Source organism: Microbulbifer sp. MKSA007, from assembly GCA_032615215.1.
In the GTDB taxonomy this organism is placed as follows: domain Bacteria; phylum Pseudomonadota; class Gammaproteobacteria; order Pseudomonadales; family Cellvibrionaceae; genus Microbulbifer.
The window spans coordinates 2,160,664-2,178,277 of sequence record CP128433.1 but is presented as its reverse complement, the minus strand read 5'-3'; the positions used below and the strand labels follow the sequence as shown (position 1 = coordinate 2,178,277).

The following is a 17,614-nucleotide window of genomic DNA, read 5'->3' as shown; positions in this document are numbered from 1 at the left end:
AAGAGCTGCGGCGTCTAGGACGCCGCCAGAGAAGTCGGCTCTTGCTCCCCGCCCACAAATACTGCAGAAAGCTCGTCCCAACGATCGCTGACCGCCGCGAATTTTTCCTCGCGCACATGGCCATAGCCTCGCACTTGAAGGGGGATTTCGAGCAGCTCTTGTGCCTCTGACAGGTTTTCGCCGGACAGATGCGCGGCCACGCAATCAACTGCTTTGGCCACCTGTAGGGCCCAGCGCCGTTCAGCACGGCGCTCCTGGGTGTAACCGAAGACATCCAGTGCAGTACCGCGAAGAACTTTACCCTTAGCCAACAGCGGCATCAGCTTGCCCATCCAGGGGCCAAACTGCATTTTGCGTACGCGACCACTGCTATCGGGGCGCGCAAGAAGCGGCGGCGCCATATGGAATTTCAGGGTGTAGTCGCCGCTGAATGTCTCACGTAGCTGTCGCTTGAAATCTTCACCGGTGTAGAGGCGCGCCACTTCGTACTCATCTTTATAAGCCATCGCTTTATAAAGGCTGCGCGCACCCATACGGGTAAGATCGCCCCGAGTAGCTGGCAGTGAGGATTCTGCTTTGCGCAGCGCCTCTATATGGCGAAGGAATTCTGCCGCATAGGCCGGGCTTTGATAGTCGCGAAGCTCTGCCGCCAATCGCTCCAGCAACTGCTCCACTGACTCCTCAGGCTCCACCAATTTCACCGGCTTGGCCGGCACTGCCAATTGCTCGATCGCTTTAGGGTTTTCCGCCAGCAAACGGCCCGCGCGGAAAGCGCGCAGATTGTTCTCTACCGCCACACCATTGAGCTCAATGGCCCGCTCCAAGGCCGCTTCACCGATTGGCAGCAGTCCTTTCTGGCAGGCAAACCCCATAATCATCAAGTTACTGGCTACGGTATCGCCAAACAGTGCCTGAGCATATTTATTCGCATCAAAGGCAAAGTACTCCGCACACAGGGACTCAATACTCTGTTGGGTCGCATCGGCGGGGAATGCCAGCTCGTTGTCGCGAACAAAGGCAGCCACCGGTACTTCAGCAGTATTTACCAGGGCACGCATTTCGCCGGTGGCAAATTTGGTCCGCTGGCCAGCGGCGGTGACCATATCGCAGCCCAATAACAATTGCGCCGCGCCATCGCGAATACGAGCGGTGGTAATCGCCTCGGGGTTTTCTCCCACTTTTACATGAGCCACAACGGCACCATTTTTTTGTGAGAGACCGGTAAAGTACAAAGTTGTACTGCCCTTCTCTTCCAGGTGCGCCGCCATGCCCAACAGTGCCGCCACGGTAAGTACACCACTGCCACCAATGCCGGCCACCAAAATACTGAGTGGCTGGGCCAGAGTCGCGACCGGCGCAGAAGGTAATCCGGCAATAGCCACGTCTAAGGCATCCGCCAGGGACTGCACCGGGGGCTTTTTCAGTTCTCCCCCTTCCACAGTGACAAAGCTCGGGCAGAAACCATCGGCACAGCGCATATCCTTGTTGCAGCTGGACTGATTGATCTGACGCTTGCGCCCCAACGGGGTTTCCAGCGGCTCCACGGCAATACAGCTGGACTGCACACTGCAATCGCCACAGCCTTCGCAGACCCGGTGGTTAATCAGCAATCGCTGGGATGGATCGACCATCTGTTTTTTCTTGCGGCGGCGGCGTTTCTCGGCCGCACAGACCTGCTCATAAATAATCGCCGTCACACCGGCAGTTTCCCGCAGGCGACGCTGCACGGCATCCAGCTCAGAGCGGGGAAGAACTTCTACGGCAGTGGGCAGTTGGCTGCGGTGTTCACGCCAGTGGTCGGGGTTCTCGGTCAAAAGAATAACCGTACCAACCCCCTCGGCCAGCAACTGTGCAGCCAGGGAGGGAGCATTAACTTCGCCATCGGCGGGTTGGCCACCGGTCATGGCCACCGCATCGTTCAGAAGAATTTTGTAGGTGATATTCACCTGGCTCGCCACGGCCTGGCGAATGGCCAATAGCCCGGAGTGGTTGTAGGTTCCATCGCCCATATTCTGGAAAATATGCTCGGCGCTGGAGAAACGGTGCAGGCCCACCCATTGGGCACCCTCGCCTCCCATATGGGAATAGGTATCGGTGCGCAGGCCTTTACCCAAAGCCATAATATGACAGCCAATACCGGCACTCCCCAAACTGCCTTCTGGCAATTTGGTGGAAGTGTTATGAGGACAACCTGCACAGAAAATGGGTTCACGAGCCAACAAGCCCTGAGCCTTTGCAGCGACATTGCCCCCCAGTTTTTCTGCCAGGGGAATCAGCTGTGCCGCCAGTTCAGTATCCACCAGCCAGCGGGCAATGGCCTTGGCCACCTGATCCGGGCCAAAGCCCCACACTGCCGGCAACAGATCCTTGCCATCCAGGTCTTTCTTGCCGACTACCTTCGGACGATAGCTATCTTCCCAACCGTAGAGCAGGTTTTTCAGCTGATCCTCCACCAGGGGACGCTTCTCCTCAACTACCAGCAAGCGCTCCATGCCCTTGGCGAACTCACTGATGCCCCTAGGCTCCAGCGGCCAAGACATCGCCACTTTATAGATGGAGATGCCTGCTGAGTTCAGATCTGCCTCTGATAAGTTGAGCAGTTTCAAGGCCTCAAGCAAATCACCGTGGGCCTTACCCACCGTTACAATGCCGAAGCGTTTCCGCTCCGCACTGTGGGTGGTTTTATCCAAGCGGTTGGCATAGGCGAATGCCTTGGCTGCAGGCAAACGCTCCTCCAGCATACGGCGCTCATATTCGAGGCGCTCGGCAGGCCAATTCAGGTGGGGATCGTAGTTCAGGCCGTGTGGCGGGATTGGGAAGTCAGCTGGAATTGTAAACTGGGGCAACTCCGGCACAATCAAGGAAGCACCGGCCTCTACAGTTTCAGTAATTGCCTTAAAACCCACCCACAAGCCCGAAAAACGGGATAAAGCAATGCCCGCGAGGCCCAGGGTCAGGTACTCATCAATGGAGGACGGAAATATCAGCGGCATCATTACCGACTCAAAAATCTGGTCGGTATTGTGGGAAAACATGGAGGATTCTGCAGTGTGGTCATCCCCACACAACGCCAAAACACCACCTAGTTTTGAGGTGCCCTGAATATTGGCTTGGCGGAAAACATCTGCGGTGCGATCTACACCGTGGCCCTTGCCATACCAAATAGAAAAGACGCCGTCTTTCGTTGCCTGCTGGCGATAGTGATCCAGCAACTGGGTGCCCCAAATATTGGTCGCCCCCAGGTCTTCATTAATACCCGGCTCAAAATGGATTTCCCGCTCGGCCAATAACTTCTTGTGCCGCCACAGGGCCTGGTCGTAACCGCCCAATGGGGAACCGCGATAACCGGAAACAAAGCCAGCTGTATTGAGGCCCGCCAGCTCATCCATGCGCTTTTGCATTAAGGGCAAACGAACCAGGGCGTCAATTCCGGTCAGGAATACACGGCCGGATTCACGGGTAAAAGCCGCTTTCAGCGAATACTCGCTATCAAAGCCCAATTCCTGATCGCCTTCGACCATTGCCATGGGTACCACCTATTTTATCTTTATTGCTTTATTGCTTTCATCACTCCGGTTCTCGACGCCAGTAACATGTCGCGAAAATATTCACGGCATCTCCCGAGTTACAGCAGAACAGACCAGAGCTGTTTAATAGCGCTAAAATTAACACTGCCCGGCAGAGCAGGTCATACCAAAATTGGCCCAACTCAGGCATAATGCCGCCATAACTCGCTAAAGATGACCAGCTACTGGCAACAAATCACTCAAAATGAAGTATTTTGGGGGGTACAACGGAAAGGAGATGCCCTCTTATGGTGCTCGCCTCTGGCCTTCACACTCTGTGTGACTAAATAAGCGCCAAAGGTTCAGCTTTTTGAGAGGCATAGCCTGGAACTGATCAGGGGATATCAGTTTCCGCCCGTTTACAGCTAACCAGTATCAACCGGTTGGGCAACGTACCCATTAGCGGGAAATTAATAAAAAACGAGAAGGTCTCACAAAAGATGCGCAGTATAGGAAGCTACTGCCATAACAAACCAAAAAAAACCATGTACGCAATGCACACAATTTACCGGAGAACGCTGGGAAGCAAAGGTTCACTGGCAGGTTGATGATTAGCAGCCGGCGATACCGGCGTACGTTCAGAGAGATGAGATACGGAATATAACCATGGCCTATTTACTGGATGCCATCGACAAAAAAATTCTGGAAATCCTTCAACAGGATGCCACCATTCCAAATATTGAGCTTGCAGAAAAAGTCTGCCTCTCACCCTCCCCTGTTCACGGCGGGTTAAAAACCTAAACGAGCAAGGGTTTATAAAACGCGCAGTTACCCTGCTTGAACCGGAAAAGGTTGGGTTGCCGGTAAGTGTATTTATCCAGGTTACTCTTAACCACCAAGTGAAAAAAGAGTTACAGGACTTCGAATCAGTTATCGGCCAATGGCCGGAAGTGATGGAGTGCTACCTGATGACCGGTGATTTCGACTACCTGCTGCGAGTTGTTGTACCCAATTTGCAGGCTTACCAGGAATTCCTGGATAAAAAACTCACTGAACTCCCAGGCATCGATCATATTAAAAGCAGCTTCTCTTTAAAGCAGGTGCGTTACCGCACTGAATTACCCTTGGATCAGTTGCTGGAAAGCCAAAGCTGAGCCTCTTTTGATGCCTGCATTCTTGCAGGCGTCTATTCACAATCTTGCCTTTAGCCGTCGCAAAATTGTGCGGGTTGCTTAAGCCAATCAGCAACCACCCGCATAGCGGGTGGTATGGTGAAAGCCCCCAGAGGGGGCTTGTTACAATCCCGCCAATTGCATCTGCTCTTGCCGGCGTTCTTCAACCTCTTGATTCTTGATGTACTCTCGAATCATCTGCTCATCAAGCCCTACTGTACTCACGCAGTAGCCCCGAGCCCAAAAATGTCTTCCTGTGAAATTTCTCTGTATATGCTTGTACTTCCGAAATATCCGGATCGCAGATTTCCCTTTCAGAAACCCAACCGTATTGGAAACACTTAACCTTGGAGGAATCATTAACAACATATGAATGTGATCCCTCATTGCGTACCCCTCGACCAACTCAATGCCTTTTTGACGACACAAGTCTCGGAATATTGCTCCAATCTCACTTCTCAATGCCCCAAATAACGCTTTCTTTCGATACTTGGGCACAAATACCACATGGTACCTGCAATAATGTTTCACGTGAGCTTGGCACTGCCAATCTCGCATATGGCCTCCTTAAAGAACTTGCCGGTTCATGGAGGCCATATTTTTACTCTGCACGCCGGAACGGCAGAGCCTTGTCAAGTCTCACCGCCAGAGGCGGTGGTTTACCCATGTGTTAATTAATTGGAACTCTATTAGCAACCCCCCCATTAATTATCTAAAAGAATTACTTCTCAGATAAGCTTGATATATCAACTTCAAGACCAGCCAGATGCGTGGCAACTTGATCCGACACCAATGGGCTCACCTCCCCACCTAAGTGTTCTGCCAGGAAGTCTTCTGTTTTTATTAAAAGTGCCAACTTGTTAATGCGCTTGCTAAATCCATGCCCTTCATCTTTTGCCAAGATATACTCAACTTCCAACCCGTTTTCATACATTTTTTTGGCGATTTGATCAGACTCCACCTGGGTAACACGAGGATCATTAGCCCCTTGAACCAGCAGTAAAGGTGCCTTGATTCGATCGGTATAGTTCAACGGAGATCGAGTTTGCATTTCCTCCCGATCACTTTCAATCAAAGGATCTCCAACCGCTTTAAACCAATTGGAAATAAAGGGGCGATAATACTCCGGAAACGATTCAATCAAAGTAATCAAGCTAGAGGGACCAACAAACGATATTGCTGCAGTATATGTATCAGGCGTAAATGTTAGTCCTGACAAAGCCGCATAGCCTCCATATGAGCCCCCCATAATTGCTACTCTATCGCTGTCAGCAATTCCCTGCTCAATCAAGAACTCTACTCCATCGGTCAAGTCATGCTGCATCGCACCTGTTCCCCATTGGCGATTACCCAGAGCGATAAAAGTCTCACCAAAACCCGTGGAGGCACGGAAGTTTGGCTGCAATACCGCATAACCGCGATTCACTAAAAACTGTGCTAGACGCGTCATAAATCCATCGTTGAGCTTCCAGTAATCCCTCGACCAAGGACCGCCATGGGGCAGAACAACCAACGGCAATTGCTTGCTCTTCCCTTTAGGTAAAGTGAGGTATGCCTGAATAGTAATACCATCACGCGCGGTATAGGTTATTGAGCGCTTTTCTGACAAAAATTTAGGGTCCAACTGGGAATCTTTGTCAATTAAACGTACCAGTGACTGGTCTGATTGCTGATATCTATAAAACGCACCAGGATCGATATCGCTGGCAACTTCCAACAACCAAACTCCAGTTTCTTCATCCATGGAAACAACGTCTATTTCCACCCGACGACTAAAGTTACTGGTGATATTTTGCCAGTGCTTTTGGAAATTCTTATCAACAGGATAGTCTTCTCGATAACCATAATAATAGGAAACCAGCTGGAGCTCACCATCCTTATTGAACAGAGTTTTATACACGTCTGACCGTTGATTGGGATCTTGGTGAATGGCTGCTATTTTTCCTGAAGTTAAATCTAACTGTTTTACCCCAGAGGTATCAGCTGCACCAAAGCTTGATTCAAAATACAGACTGCCAATTTCTGAGTTATAGCTCGACAGAGATAGTATTTCTCCCGGCTCCGTCTTTAGTGCCCCCTCCCAGGAGTCGCCTTTACGAACAAATAACTCTTTTGACGTATCAGGATTGGGTCGCACACCAGCAACCGGAACCCCTTCATCATCAATTAAAATTTCGTTAAATCGATGAGTATTTTCCATCAAAAATGTTAGTTCACCCGTCTCAGTATTAAGCTGATAAAATTTCAAATTATTCGGGTCATCATGATTGGCCATTAGCGTCAGTGAATCCCGCTTTTCCGAAGCTTGCCCAAAAACCATGTAATTTGCAGAGTCGTTTGAGGTTAATTTTTCGGTGCCAATCAAGTTTAAGCTTTTACCTTCATCATTCAGGTCCAGTCGATAAACCTGGTGTTGCTCATTCCCATCCACATCTTTTAAAACGAATAAACCAAGCCGATGCTTATCCCACAAAAAAGCATCTACACCATCTGCAAACTCTGTTAACGCAAATGCATCTTTGCTTGCCCCATCAGCCGACATCACATAGATATTTGGCGCTCCATTATGCTGCTGGAGCCAGGCCAGCCATTGTCCATCTGATGACAGATTAACATCCTTGATAGCAGACTCATTAAAGAGGCTCTCGACAGAAATCAACTCCTGCTCGTTAACTTTTGTCGCCCCCTCTTCCTGGGAAGCATTCATACTGCAACCGCTAAATGCAATCGCAAGACTCAAGCTACAGATAGCCTTCTTTATTGAACTGTTACGAATGTGCAATTTCATATGCTTTAACTCCTTGTTAGCTGTCAGTGTCGACTGTAAAAAACACTGTAAGACAGCTATAAATTATTGTAAAGCAATAATTTATAGCTGAATTGCAGAAATTAAACATCACGATATAATGCTTATGACTTCAAAAAAGGGGGAACTTATGAACCATAAAATTCAGGTGGTGAGTACTCGCCTGCGCTGGAGTGTCCTAGCAATAGGGCTGCTCGCTGTAGGTATCTTGCTGATCAATTTTTTTCTTTTCGATAAGTACCTATTTAATAGTGCCAATCCTTTTCTTCGAGAACTATGGGCACAGGATGACCAATACAGACCTTTATTACTAATTGGCCAAGTGCCAACAATTGTGCTTTTTGGTTTATTTATATACTGGCTGTGGCGTCTCTTCGGCCAGTATGCAAAAGGTGACTATTTTGATAAGGAGAGCGACCGGTGTTACCTGTGGTTGGTATGCCTATATGGAGCCATTATTCCGTTACGGGCAATTGAATCAGCCTGGATTAGTTACATTTACTACATGCATAGCGAAGAGGTCTCCTTACATCTTCCGTTTGATATCGGCAGGATACTTACCCTATTTGTACTAGTCAGCATTTTCTTTATTTTGCGCGCCGCAAAACAAATTGACCAAGAAAACAAAGAGTTTGTTTAGCATGGCAATTATTGTCAATTTGGACGTTATGCTGGCTAAACGTAAAGTCAGCTCGAAATCACTGGCCGCGCGAATTGGAATCACCGAAGCCAACTTATCCCTACTGAAGCGCGGCAAAGTGAAGGGAGTAAGGTTTGATACCTTGGCGGCAATCTGTGAAGCACTTGAGTGTCAGCCTGGCGATATTCTTGAGTTTAAACCAGACGAGTAAGACTATTACGAGAGCCCAATGGGCTCTCTAACAACAGGTTTTACCTTGTTCAGTGGCAAAGCAAGCCATTCACTCCAAGGTAGAATTCGCGTACTGAGCTAGGATACCTGCCCAGGTCTTCTCAATTTCCGGCAGTAAATCCTGAAATTCAGCTTTTTCTAAGGCAGTCAGTAGTAGCACTTTCGTACACGCATTTATCGGGAATCCCTTTCGAAATTAGGTGAGATATAACATTATCACAAGGTAACAGGTGGCTATATAGTTACCTGTTAATTCAGGCTAACCCCCAAAACTGCTCTTCCCGCTACTCGCCAAACCCTATGCGCGCCGCATATGCATAAAATTCTAATCCGTCCGATTTAAAAGGCTATACGCCCAGAACTTTACGAAAAAGCCTGTCAAATTCTGGAAGATCCAACTTTGGCCTTTCCTCTATAGAATTGGCACCAGATCTATCCATATTTTCCTGTATCCAGCCATCCAGTTTGCCATCAACGGCTATCAAATCGCCCTCTTCAAGCTCCTTCTTTTTCAAAATCAAACTGGAAAGAATATCCAGAAGCCACTCACTTCCTGAGGAAGGCAACAACTCGTTATACATATGACTAAAGTCCACAGGAGGAATTTTTGTAAACTCTTTTATATACAGAGCATTAAGCAGTGAACGCAGAACATAAAGTAACTTCTTGACCTTAATCTCTTTAAAGCCTCGATCATCCTCGCGAATAAACCTGGAATAATTATTAAATCCCATGCTGACATAGTGATGAGCTAATGCTCGCGGCTGCCAACATTTTAAAGCCAAATCCTGCAATGACTTCAAAACATCTTCATTTCTAAAATAGACCTTTGGCGAAAATAGCCACTCAATTAAAGTGGGGTTACTTGCCCTCATTAAAGTTAAAGTCTTCTTGATATCCCAGCCGACCAAGTCCAGTTCATCACCAAGTTTTTTATCAAATGGAACCTCAACAACATCTCTGGGAGTACCTATAGTGAGATATTGCTGAATATTACGTTTGTAGATAAACCTTACATCCCAGTCACTATCAGGGGATTCAAATCCCCATGCGCGGCTTCCTGACTCACAGGCATAGATAATTTCAATATCTCGCTCTACTTCCAGTGATTTCAGACGGTCCTTTATCAGCGATTCCATATACATCCACCTGCTACGTCAAAACAAATCAACTATACCCGAAAAGCTCGTTGATTACTCTTAGGAGACCTATCGGTTTACTCTCATGAGAGAGACATTAGGGCAGCTGTCTCTCTCTCCTAACAACTGGACTAGGAAATGTTAAACATAAACCTCTAATAGACTATGATAAGCGCTAAAAAATGGCTCCCAGGAAGCTAGCCCCATGGACGGAAACCCAAAAGACTCTATCACTGTAAACAACCACTCTATCTCTTATTTCCAGAAGGGACAGGGAGAACCCATTGTTCTTGTACATGGCGCACTGGCCGATGCTCGCATGTGGCAAGAACACTGCAAAATTCTATCAAATGAATTTAGAGCGATTTCATTCACCCAAAGGCATTTCGGTAATCCGGGTAATCCTTCGGAAGGCCCCTTTGGAATTGATACCCATGCAGCAGACCTGGTAGGGCTGGTTGAGGCACTAGATATAGGCCCTGCCCACCTAGTAGGATGGTCCTATGGTGCCGATGTAAGCTTAAATGCTGCCATAAAGGCACCTAAATTAATCAAAAGTCTGTACCTTTATGAGCCTGGATATCCGGGATACATTGAAAGCAATAACATGGAAGAGTATCGCCAAGATGCTGAATCTATGTTTGCAGAAATTTTCAAAACAACAGCTGAAGGTGAGCTGGATACTGCCGTTAAGCTACTAATCGACGGCTCTGGGAATCAAGCAGGCTACTTCTCTCAGCAGCCCCTTAAATATCGCGTACAGCAGCTGGATAATGCCTACACCCTACCTCTACAGCTTAATCAAACTGAACAATCCGCACTGAACCCAAGTAGTCTTTCAGGCATATCTATTCCAGTTTCCGTGGCCTATGGCAGTAATACTCGCCAGCTATTTAAAACTGTATCGCTTGTGGCGGGAACATTAATTCCAGACACCCATCCACAAGAGGTAAGCTCAGCAAATCATATGCTACCTCTGGAAGATCCTGCACGCTTTTGCCAACTTGTGAGAGATCGCATTACCAATTGCTGTGACCAGCAACCTGTAACTTAATAATAAAGGGCAGGGAAAGAACACCTATAAGGCATGAATACCGATTTTAGGCTTAGTCTCTCGAGTATTCTTTCCCGCTCAACAGTTAAAAGCCTCTTATTATTACTCATTATCAATTAAATACAGGGGGTGGAATTATCCCCCCTAAAGTGCTCTAATCAGCTTTACAAATCCTTGCGTCTGAATACCAAACTCCCGCTTGGCAGCTGGAACCCTCTTCACAGTGTTCATCTGTTTGACAATAGCACTGACCATCGGGATTGCAGCCAGGAGTTAAATAGTTTTCCAAAGGATCAGCTCCACTTACCCGATTCCAAAAGGGGTTGGAAAATATATTGTTTGGGTCCAACTCTTCTTTAACATCCATAAACTGGGACCATTTGGGGAATCGCTCAGCCATGTCCTCAAAAATAGCGACTGAATTCTTACCCCAGTGAGGCCTGGCTCCATACTTCCGGAGGGACATTTGCTCAATTTCCAAATTGACAAAGTAGTTCTTTGGCACAGCTTCACCTCGTTGACGAAGGGTATATTCAATCCCTACAAACGCTGTATCGCGGCCTGCTGTCATCCCTAAATAGCTGTCGGAAGACTTGCCAAAACGGAAATAAATACCATTCAGCGGAAAACAGGTTTTTTCACTATTTGCAATAATCTGGCGGACATCCGCAATCCAGTTGGGCAATTCTTCAAATGGAATCGCGACTTCCTGAAGTGCAATTGGAAGGTTGTCCCAGACACATTTATCTGGCTCTTTACATACGAAATGTTGCATCAGGTCCGCATGTCCAGTGGGCTTAATAAACTTTTTCAAGCCTGAGTCAACATCCCTGAAATAGGAACTGGAGCGAGCAGTATGGCGAAGAGAAGCTGCAAAACACTGCAATGCGGCACTATCGGCTTCATGAAGGCTATCAAATATCAGCCCAAATAAATATTCGGAGAAGTCTGATACATCTGCCTGGGCATTGTAGGCATTACCCTTAGTCGACAAAGGTACCTTGTTGTAAGTTGTTACGGTATAGCGCCCTAATCCCGGGAACCAGGCAACATTAGCTGAATGATTATCTCGAGCCAAATCAAGAACAACATCCTCCAGCTCATCATCGCTGTGATACCCCTTTACTTTTGCTTGTACTTTATAGCCAGGTTCAACCTCTATGGTCACTTCAACAACTACGCCTAAAACACCTAGGTTTACCCTGGCGGCATTGAGCATCTCACCATTGATTACTCGTAAGTCCCCATTGCCATCAACCAACTTCAATTCGGTGACATAATCAGAGATCATGCTGCTTTTTTGTGTAAAAGTTGAACCGTGAGTACCGCTTCCCAGCATACCGCCTATCGTGAATATGGCCAGCTCTGTCACCATCGGCACACTTAGTTCATGCTCTCGAAGATAGGCGGTCAAATCCCGGAATCTCATACCGGCCTGGACAGTAACCAACAGGTTATCTTTGTCTAGGCTAACAACCTGATCCATATTTTCCAGAGTGATTTGCACCTCTCCATTACCTGCACAGGCCGCATCAATCTGACTATTGAATCGGCGACTCCCTGTCATCACTTTACGGCCTTGATCCGCTGCATCACGTACTATCTGCTGAACTTCTTCAATACTGGTCGGATCATGGATAACACCAGGGAAACAATCCTGAGTATCCTGGTAGTTTTTTAATACCTCAGGCACTTCAATTGGTGGCGGTAGCTGCTCTGCAACACTTGTAGCAGCCATAAAAACGCCCGCTATACAAAGAGCTTTTCTACACCACCTCAATAAATGTTTGGATTTGGTTATTATTTCTGCACACATACCTAAACTCCCTTTATTGCATTAACGTAGACTGGATAAATCAACCAAAACGGGGAAGCAGCTCCCCATCGATAATGTCCCGAACATTACTGCTGTGATCAGGCGCTTTACTGCGAAGAAAATCAGCATAATTTGACCGGTAGGCTGATAAAGGGCGACGACCAATGGATGGCACCCACAGTGCATGATTCGTGGTTGCAAATTCCAGTGATCGGTTAGCTAGGATACAAATTGGCCCACCGCTGAGACGTGCCGCATCAAAAATCCAAAACTCTTTACCATTGGAATCGGATGTCGTTGGATATTTGCGTACAACTGCTGCAATCACATAACCGTCGTTCTGGGCCGTGGAGCCCGGGCGGGCCATAAATTGCGGTGTACGCATTACGCAATCTTCTGGGAACTGAAAGGCATCCGCAATTTTCATATTGACGCAGTCCATATGAATCAAGGCAGAGGGACGACTTTCTTCAGGCATATTCCAATAGCCGTAGTGGCGCTCAGGATAATCGCGATATGCCCAGGAAACCCGCATAGATATATGGTCAGGCCTGTAACCCACAGCAGCCCAATAAAGGTGCTCAAAGGTTTCAGGGAACTGGAAGTGCCCACGGTAAGCCGGATCATTCATATCCCAGGAAAGCGCATCATCCCGAATAACCCGGTAATCTTCTTTTATCTCAATAGCTGAATTTGAGTTAACTCGAATCCGGGCACGTACCAAACCTCCAACATCCAGCGGTGCTGCAGGGTATCCGGACAACCACTTGGGTACCAAACCTCCCTTCTGCAGGATTTCAAAGCGGAATAACTGCTCGGATTTATCCATTGCCCCCATATATTGGCCATACAGGGTAATCTCACCCGCATTGTCATCGTAGTTGCAGACAATGTCCGACGTATCAAAGCCGAGCTCCAGGTAATCTGCGATAATAGTATCAGCACCCGGCACCATATCGGCCTTCCGAATAACCCAACACCGGGTCCGGTGTTCTTGAGGCAGAACTATTCGTGTTCCAATAATTCGGGTAGATTCAACTCTCGCTGCAGTTTCAAAGACAATGATATGATTTCGCGTTACGCCAAGAGAGTGTGAGCTTGCAGCAATATAGGCGTTGTTACCCTGACGATCCCGAATGTTCCAACTTTCAAATGCACCCTCTCGATCCCAGCGAATTAATCGAATAAATCCTGAGCTACCAGAATCACCAATATTTCCACCATAGTTGATGGTGATACAGTTACCTGTTTCCAGATCAAAGAAAGGGTGACCGGTAGTCCGAACCTGGGGAAATAGCCACTTTTCTGGGGTTAGATTTTCAAGCAGCGGGGGTAAGCTCGATTTCCATTCATCCACTTCTCCAATAGGGGTTACCATCTCTAGAGTTGTAGCATCAAACTCATAGGGCATACCCCCTTCATAACTCATTGCAAAACGGTTATCTCCCATATAGTTGGGGGCCGTATTACAGTAGTTCATAAATCCCAGATTCGGGCTTGAGTATATTGTCCCACCTAACAAATTGAATTTATCAAAACCTGTTAAATCCTGCTCCTGCATTATCGCAGACGCGGTACGTATCATTTTTCGGGTATAGGGAACTTCACTGTTATTGCTCCGCCCAGTAAAGTCGAGCCGGGTCAAAGCTCCCTTTCCATTAGGTGTAAGATGGTTGGACGCCAAAGGAATACCCTCAGCCATAAGAAGATGGCCAATAACATCATCAGGTAAGATTCCCTGTATTACACTGAGTACTCCGGAGGAATCTGATAGATCACCGACCATTATTGACTCTGGGAAACTAGAGCCATCCAAAGCATTACTTGTTCCAGCCTTAGCTGATGCCACTCCCATAAGCGGTGATGCAGACATTACACCTGCAGCCTTCAATAGATCTCGACGCTTCATTTTTTATCCCTAAAAAATACGGCCGACAGCTTAACCTGACCATAAAATTAAATTTTTTAATTAAATAATTGGCGCAACTTACACCCAAAGTAAACCTTTAAGCGAAAACCATTTATTATTTTTTATCAAATCAAACCTCCAGAATTTTACCCCCTTAAAATTCACACTATCAACCTATATACCACAATAAAAATAAACCAAACCAGGAAATAAAACCTATCAAACAGAACAAAAAACAAACACCAGTCAGTCAAGCAAAAAAATATCGATAAGAAATCCGATATCACCCGAATTAGTCACCACATTATTATCAACAACAGAATTTAAAATAAGCATTAATGATCATTGAATCGCACAATATTTAATATATCTGTGAGGCATCTCATATATAAACCCCAACAGATAGAAAGCTGCACCAGTCCACACACCCTGAGAGGTACAGCCTGGAGGTAACGGATATACGAACAATTCTATTAGGCATTGAGTGAATGATTATTCATTGATGTTTAATAGTATTGGTATACAATCTTTCACGCACAACTACCCTAAAATTAATTTAAGGTGACATCAATGTTTAGTCATATTATGGTCGGGGCCAATGATATCGAGGAATCAAAGGTATTTTACGATTCCACTTTTGGAATATTGGGTTACAAACCCGGCACTATTGATGATCGTGGCCGCTGCTTCTATTTTAATGACAACGGTATTTTTGCCATCACCAAACCCATCAATGGGGAGCCCGCAAGCCATGGCAACGGCAGCACTATTGGCTTTACAGTAAACAGTTCTGAAGAGGTTGATGCCTGGCATGCTGCAGGTATTGCCAACGGTGGTACCAGCTGCGAAGAACCCCCAGGCGTACGGGATAGCGCCGTAGGCCCAATCTACCTCGCCTACTTACGAGACCCTGCTGGCAATAAGCTTTGCGCACTGTATAGAGCAAGCTAATTAGGGTTCGCTATCAGGTGCCTCCCTTTACAGGGAGGCGCTTTAGAAGTGGACTAATAGTGTAATCAGTCCCAGCGGTTGAAAATAACGTGCATACCGTGATGATCGTCACTCACGAATACGAAATAGCCGGCTCCAGTATGTGCAGTTGCGCACACCTTCGTCCCCTGGGAAGTCTCAGAACACTGCATTTTGTAGGCTTCAATTCCCGAAGTATCGTATTCACACTGACTGTATTGTCTGTCAAGAGTTTGCACTAAATCGCGGCTGCTCCTTGCCAATACATAGCGGTAATCACCAAAGTAGCGATAGTTATAGGCATCCAGGTAATATGCTTGGGAATCAATACCCCCTTCCAGAAGCTCGCTATAGCAGAGTTCAGGCCTGGCCATCCACAGCGTTTCCTGATCATTCGAGGAGTGTATTCCTGGCCAATTCTGTTGATCATGTTGAGAGAGTACTACGTTGGTTGAATCAACATAGTCTTTCACAATGACGTAATCACCTTCATCACTTTCTATTCTGCAAACTGGTGCACCGCCAATAAAATTATCACACTGAACCATATCCAGGCTGACTTGACTTGTCTCCCCAGCACAGCCTTCTGCAAAGCTTTCAGCCCAGTTTTGTACAGCCTTAACTGCATACTCTCGAGAGTCTTCTATTTCATAATAGAAGTCTGAAAAGATGCGATAAACCTCGCGATCATTAGTATTACTTGCAGAAGCCGCTACAGAACACTGACTGAACTTAGGCAGTTCAAAAGTCTGTTCTGCTTGAGCGGGAACCGCACCGGCAATAGCAATCGCTGCTGTAAAAGTGGCAAGAGTTTTCATTAGATGTCCTCCGTGAACAATCATCCTAAAAGGGACGCGGATTCTAGCAGAGGAAAAAAACTATCAAAAGCAGTGTAACGATATGAAAGTTCAGGTACCTTCTTCCAAGGTTGTGAATATCTGAATAATATTAATTATCGGCATAAGTGAGTTAACTCGATAAAACGTTCCAACTGAAATCCGGCCTCAGCCTTCCCTCTATCTTTACCTTCAAGCGGCCAACCACAATTCACCCGCACACAATCACCGTAGAGATCAAGCGTGCTAAAATCTGCACCGCCCAACAAGGCTATATTTTCTTCGGAAGCCATACGGCAAAGACTCCGGCTATCCAACCCTGGGATCTGCAACCAAATCACCATTCCTCCATGGGGATCACTGATGCGCGATTCATCGGGCAAGTTTGAACTTAAGTAGTTGCGATAGGATGCGACCTGGAAGGCAAGCTTTTGCTTGAGCCCCTGCACATGACGGGAGTATTGAGTAGTACCGATGAAATCGGCTACCGCTAATTGGACGGGCAAGTTCACACCGAAACTTTCGGTAAATCGATAGCGTTCATATTGTTTTCGATACCTTCCTGGTAAGCACCACCCCAGGCGATAGCCTGCGCTCAATGTCTTGGAGATAGAGCCACACCAAAGCACATACCCGCTCCGGTCCCAGTAGCGCACGGGCATGGGCAGACTTCTTTGAAATCCGAGTTCCAAATACACATCATCCTCGACAATTGGAACCCGATATTTACCAGCCAGTGCGGCCAGGTTCTCTTTCTGCTCCGAGCTCAGGGACACGCCCGTAGGATTCATATGACTGCTACTAAAAAGACCCGCTTGGACCAATCCCTGCTGCATATAGCGCTCTAGCTGTGCAAGGTCTAAGCCGTTTTCAACAGTCGGTATCTCAACAACTTTTCGCCCCATCAAAGCCAACAGATTAAGAAGACCGTTGTAACAAGGAGAACTGATCGCAACCGCTTCACCGGGCTTAGTCGTAATGGCAATCGCCGTGCGGACGGCATCCATACAACCATTCGTCACTACTAATTCATTGGCAGAGAAATGCAAATCATAGCTGGCAAAGTGTGCGCTAAGCGCACTGCGCAAAAGCGGCTCCCCAGAGGAAACCGGATAGCCATGCATCCTGGCGCCAGCCTCTCGGGTTGCCCGCCGCATACTGCGCTCCAGGGAATCTAACGGCAATAGCTCTGGAGATAAAGACGCAACACCCAATGGCCCTGTTCCCAACCCACGGAAATAGCAATCGTGATTTACTGGATCTGTTGTTCGGCAGGTGAATGCGGGCATTATGGGAGGCGGGTTACTGCTGGGAGGAACTGAGGCAAAGAATCCAGATTGCGGTCGAACCTTCGCCCAGCCCAGCTCCTCCAGCAAGTAGTAGGTGCTTTGGGCTGTTGTCAGGCTCACTTCGTTTTGTGCAGCGAACCGCCTGAGGGACGGTAGTTTATGACCGCTCGGTATTCTCCCTGACTGAATATCCTCTATACAGCGTTCGGCAAGCTCTTTATATCGCACCTATCCCCTCCCCGATTCC

General features: G+C 47.3%; 14 protein-coding genes. 6 read left to right on the top strand and 8 right to left on the bottom strand.

What is annotated here, in order from left to right:
* Positions 1–14: 14 nt before the first annotated feature.
* A complete protein-coding gene (locus tag QT397_12560; protein ID WNZ58125.1) occupies positions 15–3,527 on the bottom strand; it encodes an indolepyruvate ferredoxin oxidoreductase family protein in 3,513 nt (1,170 codons plus the stop codon).
* 645 nt (positions 3,528–4,172) lie between these two features.
* Between QT397_12560 and QT397_12555 the strand changes: the two genes are divergently transcribed.
* Both QT397_12555 and QT397_12550 read left to right on the top strand, forming a co-directional pair.
* The gene (locus QT397_12555) at positions 4,173–4,307 is read left to right on the top strand and encodes an AsnC family protein (GenBank protein WNZ58124.1); all 135 of its coding nucleotides are present in this window, start codon (positions 4,173–4,175) and stop codon (positions 4,305–4,307) included.
* Between the two features lie 56 nt (positions 4,308–4,363).
* Positions 4,364–4,660: an Lrp/AsnC ligand binding domain-containing protein gene (locus tag QT397_12550; protein WNZ58123.1), complete on the top strand. Its 297-nt coding sequence runs from the start codon at positions 4,364–4,366 to the stop codon at positions 4,658–4,660.
* A gap of 141 nt (positions 4,661–4,801) precedes the next feature.
* Here the strand turns inward: QT397_12550 and tnpA are convergent, their stop codons facing one another.
* Entirely contained in the window at positions 4,802–5,236 is a 435-nt protein-coding gene (gene tnpA, locus QT397_12545; GenBank protein WNZ58122.1) for an IS200/IS605 family transposase, read from the bottom strand.
* Between the two features lie 163 nt (positions 5,237–5,399).
* Positions 5,400–7,466, bottom strand: coding sequence for a S9 family peptidase (locus QT397_12540; protein WNZ58121.1), 2,067 nt, complete (start codon positions 7,464–7,466; stop codon positions 5,400–5,402).
* Positions 7,467–7,614: 148 nt separating this feature from the next.
* Here QT397_12540 and QT397_12535 point away from each other — a divergent pair, with 148 nt between their 5' ends.
* Together QT397_12535 and QT397_12530 are read left to right on the top strand one after the other, a co-directional pair.
* Complete coding sequence (locus QT397_12535; protein WNZ58120.1) at positions 7,615–8,124, top strand: hypothetical protein; 510 nt, start codon at positions 7,615–7,617, stop codon at positions 8,122–8,124.
* Between the two features lies 1 nt (position 8,125).
* The gene (locus QT397_12530) at positions 8,126–8,335 is read left to right on the top strand and encodes a helix-turn-helix transcriptional regulator (protein WNZ58119.1); all 210 of its coding nucleotides are present in this window, start codon (positions 8,126–8,128) and stop codon (positions 8,333–8,335) included.
* Positions 8,336–8,702: 367 nt separating this feature from the next.
* Here QT397_12530 and QT397_12525 read toward each other — a convergent pair whose 3' ends face one another.
* The gene (locus QT397_12525; GenBank protein WNZ58118.1) at positions 8,703–9,494 is read right to left on the bottom strand and encodes a nucleotidyltransferase domain-containing protein; all 792 of its coding nucleotides are present in this window, start codon (positions 9,492–9,494) and stop codon (positions 8,703–8,705) included.
* Positions 9,495–9,699: 205 nt separating this feature from the next.
* Here QT397_12525 and QT397_12520 point away from each other — a divergent pair, with 205 nt between their 5' ends.
* The gene (locus tag QT397_12520) at positions 9,700–10,548 is read left to right on the top strand and encodes an alpha/beta hydrolase (GenBank protein ID WNZ58117.1); all 849 of its coding nucleotides are present in this window, start codon (positions 9,700–9,702) and stop codon (positions 10,546–10,548) included.
* A 154-nt stretch (positions 10,549–10,702) separates the two neighbouring features.
* Here the strand turns inward: QT397_12520 and QT397_12515 are convergent, their stop codons facing one another.
* Together QT397_12515 and QT397_12510 are read right to left on the bottom strand one after the other, a co-directional pair.
* A complete protein-coding gene (locus QT397_12515; GenBank protein WNZ58116.1) occupies positions 10,703–12,286 on the bottom strand; it encodes a D-arabinono-1,4-lactone oxidase in 1,584 nt (527 codons plus the stop codon).
* Positions 12,287–12,404: 118 nt separating this feature from the next.
* Positions 12,405–14,273 (bottom strand): carotenoid oxygenase family protein, encoded by a 1,869-nt coding sequence (locus QT397_12510; GenBank protein ID WNZ58115.1) that lies wholly within the window; start codon positions 14,271–14,273, stop codon positions 12,405–12,407.
* A 570-nt stretch (positions 14,274–14,843) separates the two neighbouring features.
* Between QT397_12510 and QT397_12505 the strand changes: the two genes are divergently transcribed.
* A complete protein-coding gene (locus QT397_12505; protein WNZ58114.1) occupies positions 14,844–15,224 on the top strand; it encodes a VOC family protein in 381 nt (126 codons plus the stop codon).
* Between the two features lie 65 nt (positions 15,225–15,289).
* Here QT397_12505 and QT397_12500 read toward each other — a convergent pair whose 3' ends face one another.
* Both QT397_12500 and QT397_12495 read right to left on the bottom strand, forming a co-directional pair.
* Positions 15,290–16,060 (bottom strand): hypothetical protein, encoded by a 771-nt coding sequence (locus QT397_12500; GenBank protein ID WNZ58113.1) that lies wholly within the window; start codon positions 16,058–16,060, stop codon positions 15,290–15,292.
* 134 nt (positions 16,061–16,194) lie between these two features.
* A complete protein-coding gene (locus QT397_12495) occupies positions 16,195–17,595 on the bottom strand; it encodes a PLP-dependent aminotransferase family protein (protein WNZ58112.1) in 1,401 nt (466 codons plus the stop codon).
* Positions 17,596–17,614 lie beyond the last annotated feature (19 nt).